Source organism: Cupriavidus sp. 2TAF22 (assembly GCF_052115045.1).
In the GTDB taxonomy this organism is placed as follows: domain Bacteria; phylum Pseudomonadota; class Gammaproteobacteria; order Burkholderiales; family Burkholderiaceae; genus Cupriavidus.
The window spans coordinates 342,165-361,052 of sequence record NZ_JBFRFX010000003.1 but is presented as its reverse complement, the minus strand read 5'-3'; the positions used below and the strand labels follow the sequence as shown (position 1 = coordinate 361,052).

Here is an 18,888-nt window from a genome sequence, read left to right as displayed (position 1 = left end):
CCCGGAACCGATTATGAAAACCCAAGCTCTACGACTCTCGTTCAAGACCCGCTGCGCCCGCGCCACCGCGCTGGTGTGCGGCCTCTCCCTGCTGGCGCCGGCGCCGCTGTGGGCCCAGCAACCGGCCCCGCAACCGGCGCAGCCGCCGGCCCAGCCCGGCCAGCCACCCGACCTGACCCCGCGCAACCGCGACCAGGTCGTGCTCAACTTCGTCAACGCCGACCTGGAATCGGTGGTGAAGGCGGTGGGGCAGGCCACCGGCAAGAATTTCGTCATCGACCCGCGCGTCAAGGGCTCGGTGAACCTGGTGACCGAACAGCCGGTATCGCGCTCGCAGGCGCTGGAAACGCTGGGTTCGGTGCTGCGCATGCAGGGCTATGCGATGGTCGAGAGCAATGGCTTCACCAAGGTGGTGCCGGAAGCCGACGCCAAGCTGCAGGGTTCGCCGATCGTGGTCGGCGGCGGCCGCTCGCGCGGCGACCAGGTCGTGACCCAGGTGTTCCGCCTCAACTATGAGTCGGCCAACAACCTGGTGCCGGTGCTGCGGCCCATGATCGCCCCCAACAACACCATCACCGCCTACCCGGGCAACAACACGCTGGTCATCACCGACTACGCCGAGAACCTGCAGCGCCTGGCCCGCATCATCGCCGCCATCGACGCGCCGGCCTCCGGCGAGGTCGAACTGGTGCCGCTCAGGAACGCCATCGCCAGCGACGCCGCGCTGGTCCTGCAGAAACTGCTGGACCCGGGCGCGGCGGGCGGTGCCGGCGGCGCGGTGCCCGGCGGCGACGTCTCCCTGCGCACCACCGTGGTGGCCGAGCCGCGCAGCAATGCGCTGATGATCCGCGCGTCCAGCCGCGCGCGCCTGCAGCAGGCGCGCCAGCTGATCGAGAAGCTCGACCAGCCCTACGCGCGGGCGGGCAACATCTGGGTGGTGCCGCTGAAGAACGCAGAGGCCACCAAGCTGGCGCAGACCTTGCGCGCCATCGTGGCCGCCGACAGCTCGTTCAGCACCGGCCAGCCTGGCACGTCCGGCGCCGCCGGCGTGGGCTCCACCGGTACCGGCGGCCTGCTCAACACCTCCACGCCCGCCAGCGGCCAGTACACCGGCGGCACCACGGGCAGCATGCGCAGCGGTTCGGGCTCGGGCTTCGGCGCCGGCGGCGGCTCGGCCTTCTCGGCCTCGTTCGCCACCACCAACCTGCCCACCACGGGCGGCATCATCCAGGCCGACCCCGCCACCAACTCGCTGATCATCACCGCCAGCGAACCGGTCTACCGCAACCTGCGCGCCGTGATCGACGACCTCGACGCGCGCCGCGCGCAGGTCTACATCGAGTCGATGATCGTGGAGGTCTCCTCCACCCAGACCGGCCAGCTCGGCATCCAGTGGCAAGGCCTGATCAACTCGCGCGGCAGCAATACCAACGTCTTTGCCGGCACCAACTTCGGCACCGGCGGCCAGAACATCATCAACCTGACGGGCGCCGCCGCCGCGATCAATGCCGGTGGCGTCGCGGCCATTCCTGCGGTGTCGGGCCTGATCCCGGACCTGGCCGGCCTGAACCTCGGCCTCGTCAACAAGGCCATGGGCCTGGGGGCGCTGCTGCACGCGCTGGGCGCCGACGGCAGTGTCAACCTGCTGTCCACGCCGAACCTGATCACGCTGGAGAACGAAGAAGCCAAGATCCTGATCGGCCAGAACATCCCGATCACCACCGGCTCCTATGCGCAGACCGGCAGCGCCGCCACCGTCACGCCGTTCCAGACCTTCGACCGCAAGGACGTCGGCATCACGCTGCGGGTCAAGCCGCAGATCACCGACGGCGGCCTGGTGAAGATGCAGATCTACCAGGAGTCGTCCTCCGTGGTCGCAGGCACCGCCTCGCTCACGCAGGGCCCCACCACCAATGTTCGCTCGATCGAGACCAACGTGCTGGTGGACGACGGCCAGATCATCGTGCTCGGCGGCCTGATCGAAGACACCTACGGCGACGGCGTGCAGAAGGTGCCGGGCCTGGGCGACCTGCCGCTGATTGGCGGCCTGTTCCGCTACGAGAACAAGAACCGCGGCAAGACCAACCTGCTGGTGTTCCTGCGACCCTACGTGATGCGCACCGCCGGTGCCACCGACCGCCTCACGCAGGACCGCTACGACTACATGCGCGGCCTGCAGCAAAGCTACGTCTCGCCCAACATCATGACGCGCGACACCAACACGCCGGTGCTGCCGCCGGCCGATGCGCCGATGACGCCCTTCGTCGACCCGCGTTCGCGCGGGCCGGTGCCGGGCCCGCTGCCGCTGGAGCAGACGCTGCCGCAGTCGCGCCAGCAGCCGGCGCCGGGCGCGCCGGGCGCCGGCAGCGGCACCGTGGACGCCGCCCGCGGCGGGAACTGAGACACGCCATGGCAACTAGCATCGCCCCTGCCGGCGCGCCGGCCGCAACGCCCGAGGCGGCGCTGGAGCCGCCTTCGACCATGGCCGCGCGCCTGGTCCCCTACGGCTTCGCGCGCGAGGCGCGCCTGCTGATCGCGCACCAGCACGCGGACGGGCTGGAGGTCTGGGTCAGCCGCGCCACCTCGCCCGCGGCGCTGGCCGAGCTGACGCGCGTGCACGGGCCGCTGCACCTGCGCGTGCTGGAACCGGATGCGCTCGAACTGGCCATGTCCGAGGCCTACAACCGCCAGGACAGCGGCAGCGCCGCGCAGGTGGTGGGCGAGGTGGAGGGCGAAGTCGACCTGTCGCGCCTGATGCAGGACATTCCCGCCGTGGAAGACCTGCTCGAATCCGAGGACGACGCGCCCATCATCCGCATGATCAATGCGCTGCTCACGCAGGCCGCGCGCGAAGGCGCCTCGGATATCCATATCGAGCCGTTCGAGTCGTCCTCGGTGGTGCGCTTTCGCGTGGACGGCACGCTGCGCGACGTGGTGCGCCCGAAGAAGGCGCTGCACGGCGCGCTGATCTCGCGCATCAAGATCATGGCGCAGCTCGACATCGCCGAGAAGCGCCTGCCGCAGGACGGCCGCATCACGCTGCGCGTGGGCGGGCGTCCGGTGGACGTACGCGTCTCGACCCTGCCCACCGGCCACGGCGAACGCGCGGTGCTGCGCCTGCTCGACAAGGAAGCCGGCCGCCTCGACCTGGCCAAGCTCGGCATGGCGCCCGGCACGCTGGGCGGCTTCGATCACCTGATCCGCCAGCCGCACGGCATCGTGCTGGTGACCGGGCCGACCGGCTCGGGCAAGACCACCACGCTGTACGCCGCGCTGTCGCGCCTCGATTCGCGCACCACCAACATCATGACGGTGGAAGACCCGATCGAGTACGACCTCGACGGCATCGGCCAGACCCAGGTCAACCCGCGCATCGACATGACCTTCGGCAAGGCGCTGCGGGCCATCCTGCGCCAGGACCCGGACGTGGTGATGATCGGCGAAATCCGCGACCTCGAAACCGCGCAGATCGCGGTGCAGGCCTCGCTCACCGGCCACCTGGTGCTGGCCACGCTGCACACCAACGATTCCGCCTCGGCGGTGACGCGGCTGGTCGACATGGGCATCGAGCCCTTCCTGCTGTCGTCGTCGCTGCTCGGCGTGCTGGCGCAGCGGCTGGTACGCCGGCTCTGCCCGCACTGCAAGCGCGAGGAAGTGATCGAAGTCACGCCCGAGGAAGCCGATGCCCTGCTCGCCCAGGGCAAGCCGTTGCAGCGCGTGTGGCACGCGGTGGGCTGCGACAAGTGCGGACATTCCGGCTACCAGGGCCGCATGGGCGTGTACGAGCTGCTGAGCGTCGACGATGAGATCCGCACCATGATCCACCGGCAGTCGCCCGAGTCCGAGATCAAGAAGGTGGCACTCGCGCATGGCACGCACACCATGCGCGGCGATGCGCAGCGCTGGATCGACAGCGGCGCCACCGCGCTGGAAGAAGTGCTGCGCGTGACGCGCGACTAGCAGGACACCCGAGCAAAACCATGCCCGCCTATCGTTACGAGGCCGTTGACGCCGCCGGCAAGACCGACCGCGGGGTGATCGAGGCCGACAGCCCCAAGCAGGCCCGCGGCCAGTTGCGCGCACGCGGCCTGACCCCGCTCAACGTAGACCCGCTGGCCGGCGTCGGCGGCGTGCAGAAGAGCAGCACGGCGTCCTTCGTGCGGCGCCTGTCCACCCAGGAGCAGGCGCTGTTCACGCGCCAGCTCGCCAGCCTGATCGTGGCCGGCCTGCCGCTGGACGAAGCGCTGGCCGCGCTGGCCGACCAGGCCGAGCGCCGCTACGTGCACGAGCTGCTGGCGGGCATCCGCGCCGAGGTGATGGGCGGCAGCTCGCTGTCGCTGGCGCTGCAGCAGCATCCGCGCGATTTCCCCGACATCTACCGCGCGCTGGTCTCGGCCGGCGAGCACTCCGGCCACCTCGGCCTGGTGCTGGAAAAGCTGGCCGACTACATCGAGACGCGCAACACGCTCACCGCCAAGATCAGGCTGGCCTTCACCTACCCGGCCATCGTCACCGTGGTGGCCTTCGCCATCGTGATCTTCCTGCTTTCCTACGTGGTGCCGCAGGTGGTGAGCGTGTTCGCCAACACCAAGCAGAAGCTGCCCACGCTGACCATCATCATGCTGGCGCTGTCGGATTTCGTGCGCAACTGGTGGTGGGCCGCGCTGGCCTTCATCGTCGCGGTGGCGTTCGGCATCCGCAGCCTGCTGCGCCAGCCCGGGGTGCGGCTGTCGTGGCACCGCTGGCTGCTGACCGCGCCGCTGCTGGGCAAGCTGATCCGCGGCTACAACACCGCGCGCTTCGCCAGCACGCTGGCCATCCTGGTGTCGGCCGGCGTGCCCATCCTGCGCAGCCTGCAGGCAGCCGGCGAGACCCTGACCAACGAAGCGCTCAAGGACAACGTGGACGACGCCACCACGCGTGTGCGCGAAGGCGCCTCGCTGGCGCGCGCGCTGGCCGCGCAGAACCAGTTCCCGCCGGTGCTGGTGCACCTGATCCGCTCGGGCGAGGCCACCGGCAACCTGCCGGTGATGCTGGAGCGCGCCGCCCAGGGCGAAGGCCAGGAACTGGAGCGGCGCACGCTGTTCCTCACCAGCCTGCTGGAGCCGCTGCTGATCCTGAGCATGGGTGTGGTGGTATTGCTGATCGTGCTGGCGGTGCTGATGCCGATCATCGAGATCAACCAGCTGGTGCGGTAGCGCCCGAGGCCGGCTGAGGCAGGCAGAAATGAAAACGGCGCCGGAATGACCGGCGCCGTTTCTCCTTGCTTCTCTTCTGCCCTTGACGGCGTGCGGGCCGCGGCGCGCCACACATGGCACGCCTGTTACCCGCGGTCCCTGGCCTATTCGGCAGCCTTGGCCGTCTTCTTCGGGGCGCGCTTGGCCGGTGCCTTCTTGGCGGCCGGCTCGGCAGCCTTCTTCGCGGGCGCAGCCTTTTTGGCGGGTGCGGCCTTTTTGGCGGGCGCGGCCTTTTTCACCGCCGCGGCCTTCTTGGCAGGTGCCGCGGCCTTCTTGGCCGGAGCCTTCGGCTTGGCTTTCGCCTTGGCCTTCGGTTTTGCCTCGACCAGGGGCTCGGCGCCTTGCGCGGCTTCGGCGGCTTCGGCGGCTTCGGCTACTTCAGCAGCTTCGGCCACCGGGGTCGCCTCAACCGTCTCGACCGTCTCGACCGTCTCGACCACTTCGTCCGCCTTGCGCGCTTCGGCCGGCTCGACCGCTTCGACCGGCCTGGCCGGCTTGACCGGCCTGGTCACCTCGACCCGCTCTACCACCGGCGCGATCACGGTCGCGGAAGGCGCTACGAAGAGCGACCGGTCCATCGGCCACGGGGTCTCGCTCAGCGTGACTTCGGGCTTGGGCGGCTTGCGGCGGCGCGCGGCGTTCGTCGCACCGGCATCGCCTTCCGTCAGTTCGCCTTCCATCGACTCGGCATCATCGAAGCCGTCCTGCGCCAGCGCGAGGGCGTCCAGCGGATCGACCACGAACGAAGGCACGTCATCGCTCTCGTCCGCCTGCGCAGCGTGCTCGGGCAGCGGCGCGGGCTGGATCGGCAGCGCAGGCTGCTGCGCCGGCGCGGGACGCGCACCGTGCGCCTGCTGGGAAGCATGGCGATCGCCGCCCTGGCGGCCGTCGCCGCGGCGGTTGTCGCCGCGACGGCTGTCGCGGTTTTCACGGTTGTCGCGGTTTTCGCGGTTGTCGGGCTGGCGGCTTTCGCGGTTGTCGCCCTGGCGATTGTCCGGCTGGCGGCCTTCGCGGTTGTCGGTCTGGCGATTGTCGGGCTGACGGCCTTCGCGGGTGTCGGCCTGGCGATTGTCGGGCTGACGGCCTTCGCGGGTGTCGGCCTGGCGATTGTCCGGCTGACGGCCTTCGCGGTTGTCGGTCTGGCGATTGTCGGGCTGACGGCCTTCGCGGTTGTCGGTCTGGCGATTGTCGGGCTGACGGCCTTCGCCTTGGCGGTTGTCGCGGTTGTCGCGGTTGTCGCGGTTCTCGCCCTGGCGGGCGTCACGATTGTCGCGGCTCTCCACCTGGCGGCTTTCGGTCGGCCGGCTTTCTGCCGGGCGGCTCTCGGCCGGGCGATTGTCGCGGCTGTCGCCCTGGCGGCCTTCGGCCGGGCGGCTCTCGCCTTCGCCTTGCTTCGAACGGCGCTTGAGGCGCACCCACAGCGTCTTGTTGTTGCCGCCGTTACGCGTCTCGACTTCGAACAGGCCAGTGGCGGCCACCAGCTCGGAGAGCTTGCCGTAACCGTAGTTGCGCGAGTCGAATTCCGGCGCCTGCTTGGCGATATGGGTACCCATGCCGCCCAGCGTGGACCAGCCCTCTTCGTCGGACACGGCCTGCGAAGCGTTCTGCAGCAAGCGCACCAGGCGCGAATCCTGGCGCAGCTCGCCGCTGTTGCGCTTGCGCGCGGGCGCGGCGGTGCCATCCGCCTCCGTGTCGGTATCGGCATCGCTGTCGGCGGCGCGCAGCACGTCGGCGTAGATGAATTTGTCGCAGGCGGTGACGAACGGCTTGGGCGTCTTGCGCTCGCCGAAGCCATACACGGTCAGGCCCTGCTCGCGGATGCGCGAGGCCAGGCGCGTGAAATCGCTGTCGCTGGAGACGATGCAGAAGCCGTCGAAGCGGCCCGTGTACAGCAGGTCCATCGCGTCGATGATCATCGCGCTGTCGGTGGCGTTCTTGCCCACCGTGTAGCGGAACTGCTGGATCGGCTGGATCGAGTGCGAGAGCAGGCGCTCCTTCCAGCTGGCGAGATTGGGCTTGGTCCAGTCGCCGTAGATGCGCTTGACGGCGGCCACGCCGTACTTGGCGACTTCGGCCAGCAAGCCTTCGACGATGGCGGGCGCCGCATTGTCGGCGTCGATCAGCACGGCCAGGGTGGCGGTGCCCTGGCGGGAGGAAATGGTCATTTAGGATCCTGGAGGCCGGTCGGCCTCGGGTAGGGCGGGTTGCACCGTGGCGCGCTCCCTCGGGATATGGCGCACGGTCCGCATCTGCCCGTTCGTTGTGCAAACTGTTTGCAGCGCAGTGTACACGCGAAGCCGTGACAACATGGGAAAGCGCGCCCGCGGCTGGCGCATTTATTGCTGCATCGCAAGGTGCCGCCTCTCCGGGGCCGGTGCTACCATGCTGCAAAGAGACACGGTCGTCCTATGCCTTCACGAGAGGCTGCGCACGGCCGCCCACAACTGAAGTGAGTCGGCGATCCCGACTGCATTCCCCATAGAGGAGCACCTATGAATGCCCCCTTGACTCCGCCGGTCAGCGACGCCATCCGCCGCGCGCTCGAAAACGTTTCCCTGGACGACAAATACACGCTCGAACGCGGCCGCATCTATATCAGCGGCATGCAGGCCCTGGTGCGCCTGCCGATGCTCCAGCGCGAACGCGACCGCGCCGCCGGGCTCAACACCGCGGGCTTCATTTCCGGCTACCGCGGCTCGCCGCTGGGCGGGCTGGACCAGTCGCTGTGGAAGGCCAAGAAGCACCTGGCCGCCCACGACATCGTGTTCCAGCCGGGCCTGAACGAAGACCTCGCCGCCACGTCGGTATGGGGATCGCAGCAGGTCAATATGTACCCGGACGCGAAGTTCGACGGCGTGTTCGGCATGTGGTACGGCAAGGGCCCCGGCGTGGACCGCACCGCCGATGTCTTCAAGCACGCCAATTCGTCCGGCTCCTCGAAGCATGGCGGCGTGCTGGTGCTGGCGGGCGACGATCACGCCGCCAAGTCCTCCACGCTGGCGCACCAGTCCGAGCACATCTTCAAGGCCTGCGGGCTGCCGGTACTGTTTCCGTCCAATGTGCAGGAGTACCTCGACTTCGGCCTGCACGGCTGGGCCATGAGCCGCTATTCCGGACTGTGGGCGGCGATGAAGTGCGTAACCGACGTGGTGGAATCGTCGGCCTCGGTCGAACTCGATCCGCATCGCGTGGAGATCGTGCTACCCGAGGATTTCGCGGTGCCGCCGGGTGGCCTCAATATCCGCTGGCCGGACCCGCCGCTCGAACAGGAAGCCCGCCTGCTGGACTTCAAGTGGTACGCCGGCCTGGCCTATGTGCGCGCCAACAAGATCGACCGCATCGAGATCGATTCGCCACAGGCGCGCTTCGGCATCATGACCGCCGGCAAGGCGTATCTCGACACCCGCCAGGCCCTGTGCGACCTGGGCCTGGACGAAGAGACCTGCGCGCGCATCGGCATCCGCCTGTACAAGGTGGGCTGCGTGTGGCCGCTGGAGGCGCACGGCGCGCGCGCGTTCGCCGAAGGCCTGCAGGAAATCCTGGTGGTCGAGGAAAAGCGCCAGATCATGGAGTACGCGCTCAAGGAAGAGCTGTACAACTGGCGCGACGACGTGCGCCCCAAGGTCTACGGCAAGTTCGACGAGAAGGACAACGCCGGCGGCGAGTGGTCGATCCCGCAAAGCAACTGGCTGCTGCCGGCGCACTATGAGCTGTCGCCGGCCATCATCGCGCGCGCCATCGCCACGCGCCTGGAGAAGTTCGAACTGCCGTCCGACGTGCGCGCACGCATCGCCGCGCGCATCGCGGTGATCGACGCCAAGGAGAAGAGCCTGGCGGTGCCGCGCGTGACGGCCGAGCGCAAGCCCTGGTTCTGCTCGGGCTGCCCGCACAACACGTCGACCAACGTGCCCGAGGGCTCGCGCGCGATGGCCGGCATCGGCTGCCACTACATGACGGTGTGGATGGACCGCAACACCAGCACCTTCAGCCAGATGGGCGGCGAAGGCGTGGCGTGGATCGGGCAGATGCCGTTCGCCGGCGCCAAGCACGTGTTCGCCAACCTGGGCGACGGCACCTACTTCCACTCCGGCCTGCTGGCGATCCGCGCCTCGATCGCGGCCAACGTCAACATCACCTACAAGATCCTCTACAACGACGCGGTCGCCATGACCGGCGGCCAGCCCATCGACGGCAAGCTGTCGGTGCAGGACGTGGCCAACCAGGTCGCGGCCGAAGGCGCGAAGCAGATCGTCATCGTCACCGACGAGCCGGACAAGTACAGCGCCGCCATCAAGCTGCCGCAAGGCGTGGAAGTGCATCACCGCGACGAGCTGGACAAGATCCAGCGCGAGCTGCGCGAAGTGCCGGGCTGCACGATCCTGATCTACGACCAGACCTGCGCCACCGAGAAGCGCCGCCGCCGCAAGCGCGGCACCTATCCGGACCCGGCCAGGCGCGCCTTCATCAACGATGCGGTCTGCGAAGGCTGCGGCGACTGCTCGGTCAAGTCCAACTGCCTGTCGGTGGAACCGCTGGAGACCGAGTTCGGCACCAAGCGGCAGATCAACCAGTCGTCGTGCAACAAGGACTTCTCCTGCGTCAACGGCTTCTGCCCGAGCTTCGTCACGGCCGAAGGCGCGCAGGTGAAGAAACCCGAGCGCCACGGCATATCGATGGAGAGCCTGCCTGCGCTGCCGTTGCCTGAACTACCCGGCCTCGATCATCCGTACGGCGTGCTGGTCACCGGTGTCGGCGGCACCGGCGTGGTCACCATCGGCGGCCTGCTCGGCATGGCTGCGCACCTGGAGGACAAGGGCGTCACCGTGCTCGATATGGCGGGCCTCGCGCAGAAAGGCGGCGCCGTGCTCTCGCACGTGCAGATCGCCGCGCGGCCCGAGCAACTGCACGCCACCCGCATCGCCATGGGCGAGGCGGACCTGGTGATCGGCTGCGACGCCATCGTCAGCGCCACCGACGATGTCATCTCCAAGACCCAGGTCGGCCGCACGCGCGCCATCATCAACACCGCGCAGACACCCACGGCCGAGTTCATCAAGAACCCGAAGTGGCAGTTCCCCGGCGTGTCGGCCGAGCAGGATGTGCGCAACGCGGTCGGCGAGTCCTGCGACTTCATCAATGCCGGCGCCCTGGCCGTGGCACTGCTGGGCGACACCATCTACACCAACCCGCTGGTGCTGGGCTATGCCTGGCAAAAAGGCTGGCTGCCGCTGTCGCTCGACGCCATGGTGCGCGCGATCGAACTCAACGGCGTCGCGGTGGAGAAGAACAAGGCCGCCTTCGACTGGGGCCGCCACATGGCGCACGACCCGGAACACGTGCTGTCGCTCACCGGCAAGCTCAAGAGCACCGCCGAGGGCGCCGACGTGGTCAAGCTGCCCACCTCCTCCGGTGCGCTGCTGGAGAAGCTCATCACGCGCCGCGCCGAGCATCTCGCCGCCTACCAGGACGCCGCCTACGCGCAGACCTTCCGCGCTGCCGTGAACAACGTGCGCGCGAAGGAAATCGAACTGGTCGGCAGCGCCAAGCCGCTGCCGCTGACCGAGGCAGTGGCACGCAACCTGTCCAAGCTGATGGCCTACAAGGACGAGTACGAGGTCGCCCGCCTCTACACCGATCCGGTCTTCCTCGACAAGCTGCGCAGCCAGTTCGAGGGCGAGCCCGGGCGCGACTACCAGCTGAAGTTCTGGCTGGCACCGCCGCTGCTGGCCAAGCGCGACGAAAAGGGCCACCTGGTCAAGCGCGCTTTCGGCCCGTCCACCATGACCCTGTTCCGCCTGCTGGCGAAACTCAAGGGCCTGCGCGGCGGCCCGCTCGACGTGTTCAGCAGGACCGCCGAGCGCCGCACCGAACGCGCGCTGATCGGCGAGTACCGCGCGCTGCTCGACGAGCTGACACGGGACCTGAGCCCGGCCAACCACGCGACCGCTGTCGCGCTGGCAAACCTGCCCGACGACATCCGCGGCTTCGGCCACATCAAGGATGACAACCTGGTCAAGGTGCGCTCGCGCTGGTCGGCGCTGCTGGAACAGTTCCGCCATCCGGAGACGGCGCAGCAGGTGGCATGAGGTGAAGCTCGGGCGCAGCCTTGCGGCGGCGCCCCGGTTGTCGTCAAACCCCGCGTTATTCGTAGCGCGGGGTTTTTTTTGGCGGCGCCATGTTCCGATCCGTTCCGGTCGGCCCGCCCGCCAGCGCGCACGCCCTCACGCCGGCTGCGCCAGCGTCGTCTCGTTTTCCTTCACGTACATCGAGTTGCGCGGCCGCGCGAACACGCGCCGCACCATCGGTTCGAAGAACGACAGCGGCAGGTTGTCGTAGTCCTGCATGAAGGCGGCGCCGTCGTACTTGGCGCAGAACTCGGCGGTGCGCGCGAACAGCTCGGGCTGGCCGCGGAATTGCTCGCGCAGGTTGCGGTCAAGGCCCAGGTGGTGAAAGAAGTAGTAGCCCTGGAACACGCCGTGCTTCTCCACCATCCACAGGTTCTCGGGGCTGACGAAGGGCTTGAGGATGGCCGCGGCGATGTCGGGATGGTTGAAGCTGCCGAGCGTGTCGCCGATGTCGTGCAACAGCGCGCACACCACGTATTCCTCGTCGCGGCCGTCACGGTGCGCCAGCGTGGCGGTCTGCAGGCTGTGGGCCAGGCGGTCGATGGGAAAGCCGCCGCAGTCGCCGTCGAGCAGCTTGAGGTGGGCCAGCACGCGGTCGGCCAGGTTTTGCGCGAAGGGCATGAACTCGGCGGAAATGGCGGCCCAGTCCTCGCGTGTGCCGTTTTCCATATGGCTGAAGGTGGCGCGGGCGTGCTTTGTGGTTTCGCTCATGGGGGTGGTCTCCTGTGGCGGGTTGTCCCCGCTTGTCTTGATATTGGCGAAGCCGATTCTGGCACAGCTTTCGCGGCTACACTGTCAAGGACTCGACATTACCGCCGCCGCGCGGCGCCTCGACCCAGCATGCAGATCCGCCCTTACCTGGCCTCCGACGAGCACGACATCATCGCCCTGTGGCAGGCCTGCGGCCTGACCCGGCCCTGGAACGACCCGAAGAAGGACATCGCCCGCAAGCTCACCGAGCAGCCCGAGCTGTTCCTGGTCGGGGAAGTGGATGGCCGCGCCGTGGCCTCCGCCATGGTCGGCTTCGACGGCCACCGCGGCTGGGTGTACTACCTGGCCGTGCATCCGGACCACCGGCGCCGCGACCACGGCCGCCGCCTGATGGCGCACGCCGAGCAGCTGCTGATCGAGCGCGGCTGCCCCAAGATCAACCTGCTGGTGCGCACCGGCAACCACCAGGTGATCGATTTCTACCGCAGCCTCGGGTACGCCCAGGACGAGGCGGTCAGCCTGGGCAAGCGGCTGATCCCGGACCTGTAGCCACACCACGCCACCGGCAGGCAGCCATGTTCCGCATCCTCGCCATCGATCACCTGGTCCTGCGCAGCGCCGATGTGCCCGCGCTGCTGCGTTTCTACGTGGAGGTGCTGGGCTGCAGCGTGGAGCGCGAGCAGCCGGCCTTCGGCCTGACCCAGCTGCGCGCCGGCAGCGGCCTGATCGACCTGGTCACGCTGGACGGCCCGCTCGGCCGCGCGGGTGGCGCCGGGCCCGGTGCGCAGGGGCACAACCTGGACCATTTCTGCCTGCGCGTCGATCCCTTCGACGCCGATGCCCTGGGCACCCACCTGCGCGCGCATGGGGTGGAGCCGGGTCCGGTGGAGATGCGCTTCGGCGCCGAGGGCAAGGGGCCGTCGATCTACGTGCGCGATCCCGATGGCAATGTCGTCGAGCTGAAGGGGCCGCCAACGGATACGGTTGCGTAGCCTGTGCGGCGAACTAGGCATGCGGGCCGGATAGCCCTACAATTCCCGCTTCCCTCCGCCGCCGCTCCGGGCGCGCCATGACCGCACAAGACGCTGCTTCCGCACCACCTGCCGGCCGGCCTCCCATTTCCCCGCGCCAGCTGGTCTGGACCCTCGGCATCACCGAGACCATTTCCTGGGGCACCCTCTATTTCGCTTTCACCGTCTTTATCGGGCCGATGAGCGCCGCGCTGGGCTATTCCAAGCCCTTCCTCGCCGGCGGCTATTCGCTGGGCCTGCTGGTGTGGGCAATGTGCTCGTTCGCCGTGGGCCGGCTGCTGGACCGCGTGCCGGCGCGCATCGTCATGACCACCGGCTCCGCGCTGGCCGGCTGCGGGCTAATGCTATGGGCCTGGAGTCCGAGCCAGGCGGCTTTCCTGCTGATGTGGATACCGCTGGGCCTGGCCATGTCCACCACGCTGTACGAGCCGGCCTTCGTGGTGCTGCGCCAGGCCTTCGGCGACGGCTACCAGAAGTCCATCATGACGGTGACGCTGATGGCCGGCTTCGCCAGCACGATCTTCGTGCCGCTGGCGCAATGGCTGGTGCTGCATCTGGGCTGGCGCGAGACGCTGCTGTGCTTCGCCGCGCTCAACCTGCTGGTCTGCGCGCCGCTGCACGCGCGCCTGCGCTACCTGGCGCACGCCAGCTACGCCGCCGCCCCGGCACCGGCCATGCCGCTGGCCGACCCGGCACAGCCCGGCATCGCGCGCCTCGCGCTGCGCCAGCCGGTGTTCTGGGCGGTGGTGCTGGCCTTCACGGCGCTGGCGGTGATTGCCTCGCTGCTGGGCGCCCACCTGATCCCGATGCTGACCGAGAAGGGACTGCCGCTGGGCGAGCAGTTGATCGTGGCGGCGCTGATCGGCCCGGCCCAGGTGGTGGGCCGGCTGGTCATGATGCGCTTCCCGGCGCGCCATCCGCTGCGCCTGTCGCTGCCGGTCTACGCGGTGATGAGCGTGGGCCTGGTGTGCTTCGCGCTCGGCTACGGCAAGTGGCTGATGGCGGCGGCCGTGCTCTACGGCTGCGCCAACGGCATCAACACCATGCTGCGCGCCATGGCCATGCCGGAGCTGATCTCGCGCCATCACTACGCCACGCTCAACGGCCTGATGATGACGCCGGTGCTGCTGATGCAGGCCGCCGCGCCCTGGCTGGGCGCGCTGCTGTGGCGCGCGGCCGGCGGCTACTGGCTGATGCTGTGGGTGATGGTGGCGCTGGCGCTGTCGGCGCTGGGGGCCTTCGCCTTCGCGCTGCACCAGCGCGGCCTGCTGCGCCCGGCCACGACCGCGCTGGCATAGCGCCGGCGAGCGCCGCATGGCGCGCACGTCATGCGGCCGACGCACCGATGTGCGACGATGCGGGGCTCGAACACTTCGCTGCGCCCGCCGGGGCACGGCGCGCCATGCCGGCGCGGCGGTGCGTGCCCTTCGCCAATATGCCCGATTCCTCCCCTGCCGAACTGACCCGGCCGTCCGCTCCCGACCCGTCTCCTGCCGTGCCCGGCGCGCGCCGCGTGGAGCACGCCGCGCGCGCCACCATGGCGCTGTTCTTCGTCAACGGCGCCACCTTCGCCACCTGGGGCGTGCATATCCCGACCATCAAGGCCCGCTTCGGCCTGTCCGACGCGGTGCTCTCGCTGGCCATGCTGGCGGTAGCCGGCGGCGCCATCGCGGCGATGGGCCCGGTGGGCCGCTGGGTAGCGCGCGCCGGCAGCGCCCGCGCCAGCCGCGCGAGCGGGCTGGTCTACGCGGCGGCCACGGTGGCCATCCTGGCCATGCCGGCATTCGCCCTGCTGATCCCCGCGCTGATCGCCTTCGGCATGGCCAACGCGGCCTTCGATGTCGGCATGAACGCGCAGGCCGCCACGGTGGAGAACAGCCGCGCGCGGCCCATCATGTCGGCACTGCACGGCATGTTCAGCCTGGGGGGCATGGCCGGCGCCGCGGCCGGCGGCCTGCTGATGGGCCTGGGCGTGCCGCCGCTGGCGCATGCCGCCGGCATGGCGCTGCTGACGGCAGCGGTCACGGCCGGCGTGGCGCCCCGGTTGCTGGAGGATCACCCGATGCCGCCGCCGTCCGCCCACCACCGCGACCATGCGGTGCGCGCGCTCTGGCTGCTGGGCCTGATGGCCTTCCTCGGGCTGGTTGGCGAAGGTGCGATGTACGACTGGACCAGCGTCTATATGCGCGAAGTGGCGCAGGCACCGCAAGCATGGATCAGCGCCGGCTACGCCGCCTTCTCGGGCGGCATGGCGTGCGGCCGCTTCGGCGGCGACCGCCTGCGCGCGCGCTGGTCGGACGCGCGCACGCTGAAGATCAGTGCCTGGGTCGCCTTCGCCGGGATCGCGCTGGCGCTGCTGTGGCCGTCGCCGCGGGCGGCGCTGGCCGGCTTTGCGCTGATGGGGCTGGGGGCGGCGAACATGGTGCCGGTGTTCTTCGTGGCGGCCTCGCGCCTGCCGGGCGTGGCACCGGCCGAGGCGATCGCGCGGGTCGCGCGCTTCGCCTACGTGGGCCTGTTGCTGGGGCCGGTCATCATCGGTGGCGTGGCCCACGTCAGCAGCCTTCGCTACGGGCTGGGCGTGGTCGCCATCACCATGGGCTGGATCGCGCTGGTGGGCGCGCGGCTGGCGCGGCCCTACCTGGGCGCAAGGAAGCAGCCGGCCAGGTAGCCGGCCGCCCGTCAGGCCGCCGCCCCGAGCGCGGCCGGGGCGGATGCGCCCTGCCCCTCGAACACGAAGGTGTCCATCGCCAGCACGCCGTAGGTGACATCGTCGGCCACGCGCGCCACCCCCGCGGCGGGCTGCCCGGGCCGCGCGCCGTCACGCGGCCCCAGCGCCGCGCCCAGCGCCACGAAGAACGGCAGCAGGTGTTCGTCGGTCGGGTGGGCACGGCGGGCATATGGCGCCTGCGCGCGGTAGTCGGCAATGCGGGTGGTGTCGCCGCTGGCGAGCGCCTCGGCAAGCGCCTCGCCCATCCAGTCGCGGAACGCCTCCACATATGACTCGGCCACCTCGCCGTGCTGCTCGCGCCGCCCGCCGGGGCCGAACACTTCCTGCAGGTTGTGGGTAAAGCTGCCCGAGGCCATCACCAGCACACCCTCGTCGCGCAACGGCGCGAGCGCGCGGCCAATCTCGATCTGGGCCGCGGGCGGCAGGTAGGGGTTGAGCGCCAGTTGCACCACCGGTACGTCGGCCGCGGGGAAGAAATGCCGCAGCGGCATCCATGCGCCGTGGTCCAGCGGGCGATCCTCGTCCTGCAGCACCACCGCGGCGCCAGGCACGTGCGCCGCCTCGACCAGGGCCTTGACGCGGCCGGCCAGCGCCGGCGAGCCGGGCGCGTTGTAGCGCAGTTCGTAGAGCGCGCGCGGGAATCCGCCGAAGTCGTGCCAGGCCTCCTGCCGCTCGCGCGTGCCGACCACCAGCGTGCTGTAGATCCAGTGCGCCGAGATCACCAGCACCGCGCGCGGCTGGCGCGCGCGCAACTGCTCGCCGAGCGCGTCGAGCGCGGCGCCGCTGGGGCCCGGCTCGAGCGCGAGCATGGGAGAGCCGTGGGAAACGTAGATGGCGGGAAGCATGATGTCTGCCTTCTGATCCATTGATACATCCGAGTGTGACAAAACGCGGCGGCGCTGGCAGCGGCCATTTGCGGACTCCTCCATCAAAAAACTTGAAGCCAGCGTGCATGGACCGCGCCGGCTAACGTTGGGTGCCCCACACAACGCTTTAAAGATCCCGGCACTTCCCCGGCAATCGGCTTATGATGGCAAGCGTGGGGTCCGGCACGGCTCCGGCAAGCCCCGCAACCCGCAACCTATGGTGACGACGCGCGCCCCGGCGCGTCCGGTTGGAGAACATCGTGGTCAAGCGCCCCGCCCGCAGCCCGAGACTGCCCCATGCGAACTGGTGGCAACCGGGTGTGTATGCAAGCGGACCGGCCGTGCTCCTGTGGATCGCAGCCCGCATCCCGGCTCCCTGGCTGGCCGGCTTCCTCAACTTCCCCGCTGCCACCGCGCTGCTCAATCACTGCGGCGATACCCTCTTCGTGACCGGCTGGCTGGCCAGTGCGCTGTGGCTGTGGCTGACGCGCAAGCGCGATCCCGCCGAGAGCGCGCCGCGCCACGTCGCGCAGGACAATGCCACCAAGCCCGGCGATCACAGGCCGCACCGCGCCGGCTGACGCCGCGGCGGGCAGCGCCGATCCGTCCTTGCCGCGCCCGCCGGGAACGCCACGCGCCGTACGGGTGTAACCTTGGGGCCACACGCAAGGGCCGGTCGCGCGCCGGCCCGTTTTTCCTGGCCGGCCGCCCGATCCCTTAACATGTTGCCTTTCAGTCCCCGCCGCATGCTGTTGCGCGCACGCGGACCGCAAGCCTGTTCCTTATCGCACCAGAAGCATCAGACGCATCATGCAAGCCAACACAGCAACATCCCCGATCCCGGATATCTCCAAAGCCCAGCGACGAAAAGCCATCCTGGCCGCCACCATCGGCAACGGCCTCGAATGGTTCGACTTCACGGTCTACAGCTTCTTCGCGCTCATCATCGCCAAGCTGTTCTTCCCCACCGGCAATGACCTCACCTCCTTCCTGCTGACCGTCGCCACCTTCGGCGTGGGCTTCTTCATGCGCCCGGTCGGCGCCATCGTGCTCGGCGTCTACGCCGACCGCGTTGGCCGCAAGGCGGCGCTGACGCTGACCATCCTGATGATGGCGCTCGGCACCGCCATCATCGGCCTGGCGCCCACCTATTCGTCGATCGGCCTGTGGGCACCGGCGCTGATCGTGCTGGCCCGCCTGATCCAGGGGTTCTCGGCCGGCGGCGAGGTCGGCGGCGCCACCGCCTTCCTGATCGAGCACGCGCCCGACGAAGAGCGCGGCGCCTACGCCAGCTGGCAGCAGGCCAGCCAGGGCATCTCCTTCATGCTGGGCGCGGCCATGGGCGCACTGGTGATCAACGGCCTGGAGCCGGAGCAGATCGACGCCTGGGGCTGGCGCATCCCGTTCCTGTTCGGCCTGCTGATCGGCCCGGTCGGCATGTACATCCGCTCCCACCTGGAGGAGCCGCCCGCCTTCGAGGTGCGCCGCGCCGAGCGCAAGGCCAGCAAGGTCAAGTTCTCGCCGCTGACGCAGGTGCTGCGCGACCACCCGCGCGAAGTGCTGGCAGGCCTCGGCGTGACCATCCTGTGGACGGTCTGCACCTATGTGCTGGTGTTCTACATGCCGTCCTACGCCAAGCAGCAGCTCGGCCTGCCGCTGGGCGCCACGTTCCAGTCCACGGCCATCTGCGGCGCCATCATCCTGGTGCTGTGCCCGCTGATGGGCATGCTGTCCGACCGCGTGGGCCGCAAGCGCATGCTGGGCACCGTGGCGCTCATCATCGGCGTGCTGGCCTACCCGCTGTTCCACTGGCTCAACGTCTCGCCGACCACGCAGACGCTGCTGATGGTGCAGGTCATCCTGGGCATCCTGCTGGCTGCCTTCACCGGCCCCGCGCCGGCGGTCCTGGCCGAGCAGTTCCCGACCGAAGTGCGCTCCACCGGCCTGTCGCTCGCCTATAACTTCGCGGTGACCATCTTCGGCGGCTTCGCCCCGCTGATCGTGACCTGGCTGATCACCTCGAGCGGCAGCAAGCTGGCACCCGCCTACTACGTGATCGCCGCCGCCGTGGTGAGCTTCATCGCGCTGCTGTTCATGCACGACCGCACCGGCAAGCCGCTGCAATGACGGCCGCGCCGGCGCCGGATTGCGCCGGCGAGCCATGAACGGATAAAAAGAAGCCAACCGCGA

13 protein-coding genes are annotated in these 18,888 nt (G+C 69.4%); 10 read left to right on the top strand and 3 right to left on the bottom strand.

The features are described 5' to 3' along the window. Positions 1-13: 13 nt before the first annotated feature. Genes gspD through gspF form a run of 3 tightly spaced genes read left to right on the top strand, consistent with a single transcriptional unit; the run spans position 14 to position 5,198 of the window. Entirely contained in the window at positions 14-2,401 is a 2,388-nt protein-coding gene (gspD, locus tag AB4Z48_RS06260; RefSeq protein ID WP_441613016.1) for a type II secretion system secretin GspD, read from the top strand. An 8-nt stretch (positions 2,402-2,409) separates the two neighbouring features. Next, positions 2,410-3,960 carry a type II secretion system ATPase GspE gene (gene gspE / locus AB4Z48_RS06255; protein WP_441613015.1) on the top strand — a complete coding sequence of 517 codons (1,551 nt, stop codon included), beginning with the start codon at positions 2,410-2,412 and terminating at the stop codon, positions 3,958-3,960. Positions 3,961-3,980: 20 nt separating this feature from the next. Then, a complete protein-coding gene (gspF, locus tag AB4Z48_RS06250; RefSeq protein WP_441613014.1) occupies positions 3,981-5,198 on the top strand; it encodes a type II secretion system inner membrane protein GspF in 1,218 nt (405 codons plus the stop codon). Positions 5,199-5,341: 143 nt separating this feature from the next. On the opposite strand, the gene AB4Z48_RS06245 is transcribed toward gspF, so the two are convergent. Next, a complete protein-coding gene (locus AB4Z48_RS06245; RefSeq protein WP_441613013.1) occupies positions 5,342-7,402 on the bottom strand; it encodes an NYN domain-containing protein in 2,061 nt (686 codons plus the stop codon). 327 nt (positions 7,403-7,729) lie between these two features. On the opposite strand from AB4Z48_RS06245, the gene AB4Z48_RS06240 reads away from it, so the two are divergent. Next, positions 7,730-11,323: an indolepyruvate ferredoxin oxidoreductase family protein gene (locus AB4Z48_RS06240; RefSeq protein ID WP_441613012.1), complete on the top strand. Its 3,594-nt coding sequence runs from the start codon at positions 7,730-7,732 to the stop codon at positions 11,321-11,323. A 135-nt stretch (positions 11,324-11,458) separates the two neighbouring features. Here the strand turns inward: AB4Z48_RS06240 and AB4Z48_RS06235 are convergent, their stop codons facing one another. After that, positions 11,459-12,073: an HD domain-containing protein gene (locus AB4Z48_RS06235; protein WP_441613011.1), complete on the bottom strand. Its 615-nt coding sequence runs from the start codon at positions 12,071-12,073 to the stop codon at positions 11,459-11,461. Between the two features lie 129 nt (positions 12,074-12,202). On the opposite strand from AB4Z48_RS06235, the gene AB4Z48_RS06230 reads away from it, so the two are divergent. The 4 genes from AB4Z48_RS06230 to AB4Z48_RS06215 all read left to right on the top strand — a co-directional run bounded on the left by AB4Z48_RS06230 (position 12,203) and on the right by AB4Z48_RS06215 (position 15,772). Further along, complete coding sequence (locus tag AB4Z48_RS06230) at positions 12,203-12,622, top strand: GNAT family acetyltransferase (protein ID WP_441613010.1); 420 nt, start codon at positions 12,203-12,205, stop codon at positions 12,620-12,622. 26 nt (positions 12,623-12,648) lie between these two features. Next, positions 12,649-13,065, top strand: a complete 417-nt coding sequence (locus AB4Z48_RS06225) for a VOC family protein (RefSeq protein WP_441613009.1) — start codon at positions 12,649-12,651, stop codon at positions 13,063-13,065. A 77-nt stretch (positions 13,066-13,142) separates the two neighbouring features. Then, entirely contained in the window at positions 13,143-14,402 is a 1,260-nt protein-coding gene (locus tag AB4Z48_RS06220) for an MFS transporter (protein WP_441613008.1), read from the top strand. A gap of 239 nt (positions 14,403-14,641) precedes the next feature. Continuing rightward, positions 14,642-15,772, top strand: coding sequence for an MFS transporter (locus AB4Z48_RS06215; RefSeq protein WP_441613057.1), 1,131 nt, complete (start codon positions 14,642-14,644; stop codon positions 15,770-15,772). Between the two features lie 11 nt (positions 15,773-15,783). On the opposite strand, the gene AB4Z48_RS06210 is transcribed toward AB4Z48_RS06215, so the two are convergent. Continuing rightward, a complete protein-coding gene (locus AB4Z48_RS06210; RefSeq protein WP_441613056.1) occupies positions 15,784-16,677 on the bottom strand; it encodes a dioxygenase family protein in 894 nt (297 codons plus the stop codon). A gap of 281 nt (positions 16,678-16,958) precedes the next feature. On the opposite strand from AB4Z48_RS06210, the gene AB4Z48_RS06205 reads away from it, so the two are divergent. Both AB4Z48_RS06205 and AB4Z48_RS06200 read left to right on the top strand, forming a co-directional pair. Further along, complete coding sequence (locus AB4Z48_RS06205) at positions 16,959-17,279, top strand: hypothetical protein (protein ID WP_441613007.1); 321 nt, start codon at positions 16,959-16,961, stop codon at positions 17,277-17,279. 229 nt (positions 17,280-17,508) lie between these two features. Next, positions 17,509-18,825 (top strand): MFS transporter, encoded by a 1,317-nt coding sequence (locus AB4Z48_RS06200; protein WP_441613006.1) that lies wholly within the window; start codon positions 17,509-17,511, stop codon positions 18,823-18,825. The last annotated feature ends 63 nt before the right edge of the window (positions 18,826-18,888 follow it).